The sequence below is a fragment of the Bacillus sp. MYb209 genome (genome assembly GCF_002975175.1).
Taxonomy (GTDB): Bacteria; Bacillota; Bacilli; order Bacillales; family Bacillaceae_G; genus Bacillus_A.
Genome location: NZ_PCNZ01000054.1, coordinates 1 through 10388 on the forward strand (window position 1 = coordinate 1; position 10388 = coordinate 10388).

A 10388-nucleotide genomic window follows, 5' to 3' on the forward strand; every position below is an offset into this window, starting at 1 on the left:
CTATCGCCCTTCACACGCTTGAGGAAGGAGAATTCTTTCGGTAAATTCGTTAAAAAAGTATATTTTTCTAGTGGAAATAAAATGTATCCAGTTAGTATAGGGACTCCAGAGTAAATAATTTTTAATTTAAATAATAGGTAAATGATTTACCTGTTCAATAAAGGTGATGCTGAATGAAGGGTATAGTAAAAAAACATTTAGTTATAGCGCCACACCATGACGATGAAGTCATTGGCTGTGGTGGAACAATTGCTCAAGCTATTAGTAAGGGTGAACATATAAAAGTAATAATAATTACAAAAGGAGATTTATCTGGAGGTGTAGGGGATTTAAACGAAATTATTTCAAATAGAGAGAACGAGTGTATAAAAGCTTGTAATACATTAGGGATAGAAAAAGGAAATGTTAAATTTTTAAAGAAACCAGACAGATCACTTGTGTATTCTTTAGATTTTGTGGAAGAAATTATTCACGAAATCTCTCTATATAAGCCTAATTTTATTTATTTCCCCCATGATATGGAAAGTGATAGGGATCATCGAATAGTAAATGAAGTTGTATCAGAAGCAATATTCCTGTGTCAATCAGGGTTCTTAAAAGAGGATTGTGCTCCGATGTGTTTACAGTATGAAGTATGGACTCCCATGAAAAACTATCAGGTTGTAAAAGATATTACCAGGTTTATTGAACTGAAAAAAGCATCAATTAAAAAATACGAATCCCAACTTAAAACATTAAATTTGGTTGATGGAGTTTTGGGGTTAAATTCTTATAGGGGTATGCAGGCAGGAGTGCAATTTGCAGAAGTTTTTAGAGTGGTAAGTAAGTAGTAAGAAGGAGAGAGAAGATGGATATCATTGAAATTGAAGATGTATCAAAAACTTTTGAAAGAGTAAAAATTGAAGAAGGATTAATAAACTCTTTCAAGAGTTTATTTAAAAGAGAAAAGGTCAAGGTTACTGCTTTAAGTGATGTGTCATTCAAAATAAAAGAAGGTAAAATAATAGGGCTTATTGGCGCGAATGGTGCTGGTAAGTCTACCTTAATGAAAGCAATGGTTGGGTTAATTAAACCAACTTCCGGGAGAATTTTAGTAAATGGATTTAACCCCCATGATAAGAAGAAAGATTTTTTAAAGTCAATTGGCGTTGTTTTAGGCCAAAAAAATCAGCTATGGTGGGATCTTTCCCCTTACGAAACATTTTTATTACATAAAGAAATATATGAACTGTCTGATACAGAGTTTAGAAAGAATGTAGATGAATTAGCTGAAAATCTTGGGGTATCAGAAATTCTTAAATCGCCAGTAAGGAATCTATCGTTAGGAGAGAGAATGAAATGTGAGTTAATTGCTTCAATCTTACACTCACCTAAGATATTATTTTTAGATGAACCGACTATTGGATTGGATTTTCTTGCTCAAAAGAATATTAGAAATTTTCTCAAGAATTATTGCAAAGAAAGAAATACAACAGTTGTAATAACTAGCCATTATTTCCCAGATATATATGAGTTATGTGAAGAATTAATAATATTGAAGAATGGAGAAGTTGTTTTTAATAACAATTTCAAAAAAATAAAAGAAGAAATTAAGAGTTATAAATATATATCTCTTAGCTTTGAGAATGAAATAAATTCTCAAGATCTTAAGAAATATGGAGAAGTTAAAGAGTCGGATAAATTTAGTGTAACAATAAAAGTTCAAGATAAGTTAGTGAACGAGACCATATCTAGCATATTAAAAGAATTCAATGTTATTGACTACAATTTGACTGAAATGTCATCACAAGACCTCATTGAAGATATTTATTCAATGGAATCGACTGGAGTGAAAATAACAGTATGAAGAAGTATTTAAAACCAATGATGCTTTCATTTCAAGCGGTTTTTCAGTATCGCATGAATGTTGTATTATATATGATTTTTGGTTTAATACCGCTTGTGGCTTTAATACTATTGTGGCATTCTCTCTTTAAAACACAAAACAATATTCAAGGCTATACTCTTGAAATGATGATTACTTATGTAATAATTGCTAAGTTAATTGAACTTTTACTAATTCCTGAAATGCACTGGTCGATAAATGAGGAAATACAATCCGGTGAATTATCAAAATATCTTACAAAACCATTTTCATATTTTGGATATTGGTTTAGTCATAATTTAGGTAACAAAATTATTCAGTTACTGATGTCAGTGATACCGATAATACCGATAATATTCCTGAACAGGAATTATTTCCTTTTGCCTACTTTAAAATATACTTTCCTGTTCATTCTTTCAATAGTAGGAGCATTAATACTATATTATATGATTTATTATTTGATATCACTCTTCTCATTTTACTTTGTAGAGATATCATCCTTTTTCTTTACTGTAGATATAGTATTAGAATTATTATCTGGATCGCTTATTCCGCTTGAATTTTTACCAGCTCCGTTAAATACAATAACTCAGTTTTTACCTTTTTCATACTTGATTCACTTTCCGGTAAATGTATATTTAGGAAATTTAAGTGGCACTGAAATTGTAAATGGATTAATTTTACAAGTGATATGGTCTTTAGTTTTCTATGTCCTTATTAGAGTACTTTGGAAGAAGGGGTTAAATAAATATGAATCTGTTGGTGCATAAATATGATTAGATATTTAAAAATGTTAAAAGCAATTCTTAAAATTAATTTAAGTAATATTATGATGTATAGAGTTAACTTTTTTTTAAATATATTAGATAGCGTTGTTTGGTTCATTGTTACATTAGTATTTTTTAATAGTATATTTGATAGTTTTGGTAATATCAATGGTTGGAATACAAATGATATTTATTTGTTAATTGGAACAAGTGAGTTGATAAAATCTTTGATGTTTACTCTTTTTATTAATAATCTACCGTATATACCGAGTTTAGTTAACCAAGGAAGTTTAGATCAGATATTGTTTAAACCTATTAATAGTCAGTTTCTAGTTTCATTAAGAAAGCTTGATTTAGGGAATTTAGGGAACTGTTTACCAGCCGTACTGTTAATTAGTTATGCATTATTACAAAAGGGAGAGAGTGTTAGTATTGTAAATGGATTTTCTTTCTTGGGTCTATTGTTTTTAGGAATTTCACTCTCGTATTCTCTGTGGTTTATTTTAATGACTTTATCTATATGGTTAACCAAAGTTGAAGGTATGCATGAGTTATTTCTTGGTACTATGACATTACTTAGATACCCATCTTCCTTATATAAAGGAATAAGTCGATTTGTTTTTTTATTTGTTTTTCCTATTGTTATTGTTAGTAATATTCCAACTTATGCTTTAATTGGTCGATTAGAACTAAACGATGTATTCGTGTTAATGGGTTATTCTATTGGATTTTTTATTATTTCAATTTATTTTTGGAAGTTTGCCTTAAGATATTATAATAGTGCAAGTAGTTAAGGGGAGAATAAAATGTACTCTAATGATAAAGCAATAGTTGTTTTTAGTGGTGGACAAGATAGCACAACATGTTTATTTTGGGCAATGCAACAGTTTGCGGAGGTGGAAGCTGTAACATTTAACTACAATCAACGTCATAAGTTAGAAATTGATTGTGCAGCGGAAATTGCGAACGAGCTTGGCATTAAACATACAGTGATAGATATGAGCCTACTAAATCAGCTAGTTCCAAATGCGTTAACTAGAATAAATATGGAGATAACACACGAAGAAGGTGAATTACCATCGACATTTGTAGATGGGCGAAATTTACTATTCTTATCATTTGCGGCAGTATTAGCAAAACAAGTTGGAGCACGTCATATTGTAACGGGTGTATGTGAAACTGATTTCAGTGGTTATCCAGATTGTCGTGACGTGTTTGTGAAATCATTAAACGTTACATTAAATTTATCTATGGATTATCCGTTTGTTATTCATACACCACTTATGTGGATTGATAAAGCAGAGACATGGAAATTATCTGATGAACTTGGAGCATTTGAGTTTGTTAGAGAAAAAACATTAACATGTTATAACGGAATCATTGGTGATGGTTGCGGTGAATGTCCAGCATGTCAACTTCGTAAAGCAGGTTTAGATACGTATCTACAAGAACGCGAAGGAGGGAATGAATAATGGAAAACTTTTTCGGATTTCGCATTGTAGAAAATTTGCAAAAAATGGACAAGGATATTCAACGTGAGCAATTAAAATACCATACTAAAAGAGTAATGGTCAGCAAGGAATTTACATTTGATGCAGCACACCATTTGCACTGTTATGAAGGGAAATGTAAAAATTTACATGGTCATACATACAAAGTTGTATTTGGTATTAGTGGATATGTAAATGACATTGGACTTGCAATTGACTTTGGAGATATAAAAGAAATTTGGAAAAACGAAATAGAGATTTATTTGGATCATCGCTATTTAAATGAAACATTACCAGTGATGAATACGACTGCGGAAAATATGGTCGTCTGGATTTATGAAAAGATGGCGGAAGCATTAACAAAAGGGAATCGAGCAGAAGAATATAAAGGAGCTCGTGTCGAATTCGTACGTCTCTTTGAAACACCAACGGGTTATGCAGAAGTAAGACGGGAGTGGATACTCGATGAGTAAGATTCCTGTTTTGGAGATATTTGGTCCAACCATTCAAGGAGAAGGAATGGTTATCGGGCAAAAAACGATGTTCATTCGCACAGCAGGTTGTGACTATAGCTGTTCTTGGTGCGATTCAGCCTTTACATGGGATGGCTCAACAAAAGAGCAAATTAGACAAATGGCGCCAGAAGAAATTTGGAATGAACTTGTTGAAATTGGTGAAAAAAATTTTTCTCACGTTACAATTTCAGGTGGGAATCCCGTTTTGCTGAAAAATATTCAGTTTCTTCTTACTGTATTAAAAGAGAATGGAATTCGTACAGCGATTGAGACGCAAGGGAGTAAGTGGCAAGAATGGTTACTTCAAATTGATGAAGTGACAATTTCGCCTAAACCACCAAGTTCGAAGATGAAAACAGATTTTACGATGCTAGATTCTGTTATTCATAAATTAGAAAGAAAAGATTTTAGTTTAAAAGTAGTCGTATTTGAAGATTATGATTTTGAATATGCAGTAAAGGTGCACAAGCGATATCCGCAAGTACCATTTTTCTTACAAGTTGGGAACGATGATACGAAAACGGTGGATGATGCAGCGCTTATTAAAAACTTATTACAGAAATATGAACGGTTGATTGAAAAAGCTGTACAGTGTAAAGAAATGAATGATGCGAAAGTATTACCTCAACTTCATGCTTTAGTATGGGGAAATAAACGCGGCGTATAAATAAGAGCATTTTATGAATAAATTAATAAGGTGGTAATAATATATGAGCTTAAAAACAATCCAAAGTGTAGAAATAGATACTGACAAAATTGAGGTAGCAGTAAAAATGATTCTTGAAGCAATTGGAGAAGATATTAATAGGGAAGGTATTTTGGAAACCCCAAAGCGAGTAGCAAAAATGTATAAGGAAGTTTTTCAAGGTTTAGGTCAAAACCCTTCTGAACATTTATTAAAAATATTTAATGAAAATCATGAAGAATTGGTATTAGTTAAAGATATTCCGTTCTATTCTATGTGTGAACATCATTTGGTACCTTTTTTTGGAAGGGCCCACATAGGTTATGTTCCTAATAATGGAAAAGTAACTGGGTTAAGCAAATTAGCTAGAGCTTTAGAAACCATATGCAAAAGACCACAGTTGCAGGAAAGAATAACCAATGAATTAGCAAATGTAATTTTTGAAACTTTAGAGCCAAAAGGAGTAATTGTTGTAATTGAAGCTGAGCATATGTGTATGACAATGAGAGGTGTGAAAAAACCTGGTTCAATGACTATAACTTCGTCATATAAAGGAATATTTAAAGATAATAGTACACTTCGAAGTGAAACTTTAAATTTGATAGAGGGATAGAATTACATCGTTATTATGCTAAAAAAGAAATTCTCTTAAAATGAAAAAAGACGTTATTCTTTCTGTGGGTTGTAGGAAAGGAAGGTATTTTTGGTTCTGTTGCAAAGTTTTCGAAACTCAAGTACACTTTGGAAAAAGATGAACGGGAGCGTAACAAATGGGATATTTTAAAGGAAAACAATTCAAACAAGCTACTATTGTCGTTTTGCTAGGTCATCGGGATTTCAAACTCTCCGGCATGCTTCTCGTACAATAAAAGGCATTGAAACCATTCATACCCTATACACCGAAAAGGCGAAGTCTTCAAATAGGCTCCGCCTTTTCGGTGTATAACGAATTACAGGAATTATTAATGGTTGCATAACCATTTAACGATGCAACCCTAGATTCCCTATGTTTTGGGTAACTTTGTAACAGAAACGGGATTTGCATACAAATCGATTTATCTAGTACAATAATACTAAGAAAAAGAAACGACAGGGAGAGGAAATCCATGTCCAATAAATTAGTAAATTTACGAATTGATTTTGCGTTTAAACAATTATTTGGTACAAAAGGAAGTGAAGATATTCTCACGGGCTTTCTTAATGCCATTTTAGAAGAATCTTTAGATGCGCCGATTGTGTCTTTACAAATTGGAAGACCCACATCTCCACAAATCATATGAAGACGATAAATTATCCATTTTAGATTTACTCGCAACCCTTGATAATGGAACACAAATAAATGTAGAGATACAGCTCCGCAATACACATGATATGATTAAACGTTCCCTCTATTATTGGTCTAAATTATATACTTCTCAAATGCAAGAAGGCATGCCGTATCGTTCGCTTCGAAAAACAATTACCATCAACCTATTAGATTTCAAGTTGTTTTCTAATGAAGAAGCATTTCATACAACAGGAAAACTCTGGAATACAAGGACGCATCAAGTATTAAGTGATGATATGGAAATCCATTTTATAGAGATCCCAAAGCTAGTTAAACAGTGGCGCGAAGAAAAAGTGAACCCATGGGAAAATGCATTTGCTCGTTGGATGTTATTATTACCAGCACATGAAGATGAACATTTAACTCAAACACTGGAGGAGATTGCTATGAATCAAGATCCAATCTTACAAAAAGCGATGGATAAATGGGAAAATATGAGTCATGATTCTTCTTTCCGACTTGCATATGAAGCTCGTGAAAAGCTTTTACTTGATGAACAAGCGAAGCTTGCACATGCAGAACAAGAGGGTATGGAAAAAGGCAAAACGCAATTAATTCGTGGTATGCATAAGAATGGTATGCCGTTAGCAGACATTGCGAAATTCACAGGTCTAAGTACAGAAGAAATCCGAAAGATATTATTATAATGTATGAAATTCAATGAATCCAGCAACTACATTCAAAAAACCGCTCCTGTATCTATTCAGAAGCGGCTCTTTAGTTTTGGTGCAAAAAAACTTTTCATACCACTTGTCTACTCACCTTGAGAGCCGTAAGTGCGATCATGTTGTTTACCCGGACCTGTATGAATATGTAAGAACTGTCCACTTAATAGATCATAATCAAGTTGAATTTTTATCCCAGCTATATGGCTGCATCCTCCTGTTACCTGTTAAAATACAAATTAAATATTAAAGCAACTATCTGGAATCTAATTGTAATTCAGCTTTGTCGTTTGTCAGTGTATTAGCAGAATTACAATTTCCAGAGTAGATTGCTCTTGCTTCATCACACGAATCAGATTTTTCACATCCTATAAGCATTCCTAATGTTATAAACGATAATAAAATCTTTTTCATTATAATACACGCTCCATACTATTTAGAATGTTATGATGTTCTTAGGCTAAGTGAAACTTATAACATATATTACCATTACAAAAAACATATGTATTGAATTAAAGAAACTGAGGAAGGTCAGTTTTTGACCAATTTATATAATAGACTTCACCATACATGCCCGTCGACTTAAGAAGTGGGTTGTTCCCCAACCCGAAAAAAATGAGTTGAATTCTCATAAATAACTGTAAAATAATAAAATTTTCGTTTAGGGGTTTATGTAAGTAATCAGCTCTTGTATTTGCAATATGTTCATGGATTCGTGCAACTTTCACACGTTGTTTATTCCAGTTCGAAGAACCTTTTGTTCTTCTGGAAAGGATACGCTGTGCTTTCGCTAACTTTGCTTCTAATGTACGGAAGAATTTAGGGTTCTTGTATGTTGTGCCATCAGAAAGAATGGCAAAATCTTTTAATCCAACATCCATTCCACAAGTGGATTTAGTTTTAGGCATTCCTTGTACGTTTGTTTCAACAAGGATAGATACAAAGTATTTACCACTTGGGTTACGACGAATCGTGGCATGCAAGATACGCCCTTCTACTTCACGACTTTTAGCAAAGCGAACAAGGCCAAGTTTCGGTAATTTTATTGTGTTTTCTACAATTCCAATGTTTCCGTTTGTTTGCTTAGTTGTATAGGATTGAACTGTATTCTTTTTAGACTTGAATTGTGGCATATCATTCTGTTTCTTGAAAAAACGTGAAAAAGCATCTGCGAGGTTTTTTAATGTGGATTGAAGAGCGATACTATCTACTTCTTTTAACCAAATCGTATCCTGTTGCTTCTTTAATTGAGTAAGCTTGGCAGAGCAAGAGGTTAATCCTTTTCCAGCTTCTTTATACGTATCATTCCAAAGAGCAAGGAAATGGTTAAATACAAAGCGACTGCAACCGATCGTTTTGTATTTAACCATTTCTTGTTTCTTATTCGGGTAGATACGAAATTTATATGCTTTATTTACTAACATAGGTTGCACCTCACTTTTTGGTAGGATACCTACAGTATACTAAAAAACGTAGGCTTACGCCTACCGACATTCATCTCCCACCTAAAATTGGTGTTTCACACCTTCACATTTTTGAGGAAGGAGTCTTCTGTCGGAAAACGATAAAGTTATTAAAATTGTTAAACAGTCAAAATATTATCTTTAGTCTTATAGTCAGGTGCTTTTGGTGTTGGCTCATATAAAGCGTTTAATAAGTGATTATATTCACTTCGTGTAATTTCTTTATTATACAATTGAATTAATTTTGGATGAAACCTATATCAAAATTAAAGGAAAGTGGTGTTATTTATATCGAGCAATCGATAAAGAGGGACAAACACTTGATATTCAACTTCGTCAAAAACGAGACAAACAAGCAGCATATGCTTTTATGAAAAGACTAGCTCGAACTTTTGGAGAACCAACGGTTCTGACGACATATCTCCTTCTTTAGCTTCCGCATAAGGAGATATGTCTTTACAAAAATACCTTTCATCGTACAATAAAGTACCTCAATAATATCATCGAGCAAGATCATCGACATGTGAAACGTCGAATTTCCCGTTCCTTAGGCTTTCAAAGTCTTCGCCATGCCTCACGTACTATTAAAGGTATAGAAACTGTTCATGCCATATACAAACAAAAGCGAAGTCTTCAACCAAACTTCGTTTTTTCGACGTATAACGCATTACATGAATTATTAATAGTTTCATAAAACTGGTCCGCAATATTCTCCATCTCTTTATGTCTTCGGAAACTTTGCAACAGAACCAAGAAAAGGAATGTAGTAAATAATCGTATACAAGTACTCTCTTACGATAGATATGTGAGGTGCATGAAAATACAAAAAGGGAAAAGAATGATAAACATTCTTTTCCCTTTTTACCTACTGGAACTTTCATGCTCATTATCTTTTCAGTATATCGAAAAATGCTGTAGAATTTCCCTTTTCCATTATAGCAATAAAACCAGTTTATGTTATATGCAATATTGCATATCAGAATGTGTTGATATATATATAAGTACTTACTATAATGAGAGCATAAAGATAAATCACATCTTAGCAACAACAAAAGAGGAGGAAATAATATGACAATCGCAATGACAATTTTAAAATTTGTAGGTGGAGCACTTCCATTAGTTCAAGAACTTTTAAAAGCATTTATGTAAGTTCACTATTTAGCAATTATTTATAAATAATTATCATACCTTAATACGAAAAAAGGAAGGGGTTGAATTTTTTGGAAATTATAAAAAGTGTTAAAGGAATCAAATTATTAGCATGTTTATCAATTGGCTTATGCACTATTAATTATTCTTCTATTTCCTTCGCTGAAACAAAAACAAGTAATTCAGCTGATGCAACAAAAAAAGCTATTAACATTGATACTGGCATAGGAAATCTTAAGTATAATAATCAAGAGGTTTTAGCAGTAAATGGTGATAAAGTAGAGAGTTTTGTTCCGAAAGAAAGTACAAATTCAAATGGTAAATTTGTAGTAGTTGAACGTGAGAAAAAATCACTTACAACTTCACCAGTCGATATTTCGATTATTGATTCTGTGGCTAATCGTACTTATCCAGGAGCAGTACAACTTGCAAATAAAGCTTTTGCAGATAATCAACCTAGTTT

At 32.6% G+C, this 10388-nt stretch carries 9 protein-coding genes and 6 pseudogenes; 13 read left to right on the forward strand and 2 right to left on the reverse strand.

What is annotated here, in order from left to right; translation table 11 throughout:
• Positions 1-173 precede the first annotated feature (173 nt).
• From CQZ94_RS28825 to CQZ94_RS28870, 10 genes and pseudogenes are all read left to right on the forward strand, one after another.
• Complete coding sequence (locus CQZ94_RS28825) at positions 174-830, forward strand: PIG-L deacetylase family protein (protein WP_105588187.1); 657 nt, start codon at positions 174-176, stop codon at positions 828-830.
• Between the two features lie 17 nt (positions 831-847).
• Entirely contained in the window at positions 848-1846 is a 999-nt protein-coding gene (locus tag CQZ94_RS28830) for an ABC transporter ATP-binding protein (RefSeq protein ID WP_105588188.1), read from the forward strand.
• Entirely contained in the window at positions 1843-2634 is a 792-nt protein-coding gene (locus CQZ94_RS28835; protein ID WP_105588189.1) for an ABC transporter permease, read from the forward strand. Before CQZ94_RS28830 ends, CQZ94_RS28835 begins: the two co-directional genes overlap by 4 nt.
• Positions 2635-2636: 2 nt before the next feature.
• Positions 2637-3425, forward strand: coding sequence for an ABC transporter permease (locus CQZ94_RS28840; RefSeq protein WP_105588190.1), 789 nt, complete (start codon positions 2637-2639; stop codon positions 3423-3425).
• A 12-nt stretch (positions 3426-3437) separates the two neighbouring features.
• On the forward strand, positions 3438-4103 hold the full coding sequence (gene queC / locus CQZ94_RS28845; RefSeq protein ID WP_105588191.1) for a 7-cyano-7-deazaguanine synthase QueC: 666 nt from the start codon (positions 3438-3440) through the stop codon (positions 4101-4103).
• Positions 4103-4594: a 6-carboxytetrahydropterin synthase QueD gene (queD, locus tag CQZ94_RS28850; RefSeq protein ID WP_105588192.1), complete on the forward strand. Its 492-nt coding sequence runs from the start codon at positions 4103-4105 to the stop codon at positions 4592-4594. Before queC ends, queD begins: the two co-directional genes overlap by 1 nt.
• The gene (gene queE, locus CQZ94_RS28855; protein ID WP_105588193.1) at positions 4587-5303 is read left to right on the forward strand and encodes a 7-carboxy-7-deazaguanine synthase QueE; all 717 of its coding nucleotides are present in this window, start codon (positions 4587-4589) and stop codon (positions 5301-5303) included. Before queD ends, queE begins: the two co-directional genes overlap by 8 nt.
• A gap of 43 nt (positions 5304-5346) precedes the next feature.
• A complete protein-coding gene (gene folE / locus CQZ94_RS28860; protein ID WP_105588194.1) occupies positions 5347-5934 on the forward strand; it encodes a GTP cyclohydrolase I FolE in 588 nt (195 codons plus the stop codon).
• Positions 5935-6135: 201 nt separating this feature from the next.
• Positions 6136-6298, forward strand: a pseudogene (locus CQZ94_RS32110) (IS6 family transposase); the annotation flags it as partial.
• Between the two features lie 129 nt (positions 6299-6427).
• Positions 6428-7295, forward strand: a pseudogene (locus CQZ94_RS28870) (Rpn family recombination-promoting nuclease/putative transposase).
• Between the two features lie 119 nt (positions 7296-7414).
• Here CQZ94_RS28870 and CQZ94_RS30985 read toward each other — a convergent pair.
• Both CQZ94_RS30985 and CQZ94_RS28875 read right to left on the reverse strand, forming a co-directional pair.
• A pseudogene (locus CQZ94_RS30985) lies at positions 7415-7531 on the reverse strand (hypothetical protein); the annotation flags it as partial.
• A 450-nt stretch (positions 7532-7981) separates the two neighbouring features.
• Positions 7982-8737: pseudogene (locus CQZ94_RS28875) on the reverse strand (RNA-guided endonuclease TnpB family protein); the annotation flags it as partial.
• Positions 8738-9020: 283 nt separating this feature from the next.
• Here CQZ94_RS28875 and CQZ94_RS28885 point away from each other — a divergent pair.
• The 3 genes and pseudogenes from CQZ94_RS28885 to CQZ94_RS28900 all read left to right on the forward strand — a co-directional run.
• Positions 9021-9470 (forward strand): annotated as a pseudogene (locus CQZ94_RS28885) (IS6 family transposase); the annotation flags it as partial.
• 267 nt (positions 9471-9737) lie between these two features.
• A pseudogene (locus CQZ94_RS32300) lies at positions 9738-9925 on the forward strand (hypothetical protein).
• Positions 9926-9987: 62 nt separating this feature from the next.
• A partial coding sequence (locus CQZ94_RS28900; protein ID WP_181149569.1) for a thiol-activated cytolysin family protein occupies positions 9988-10388 on the forward strand: 401 nt, incomplete at its 3' end.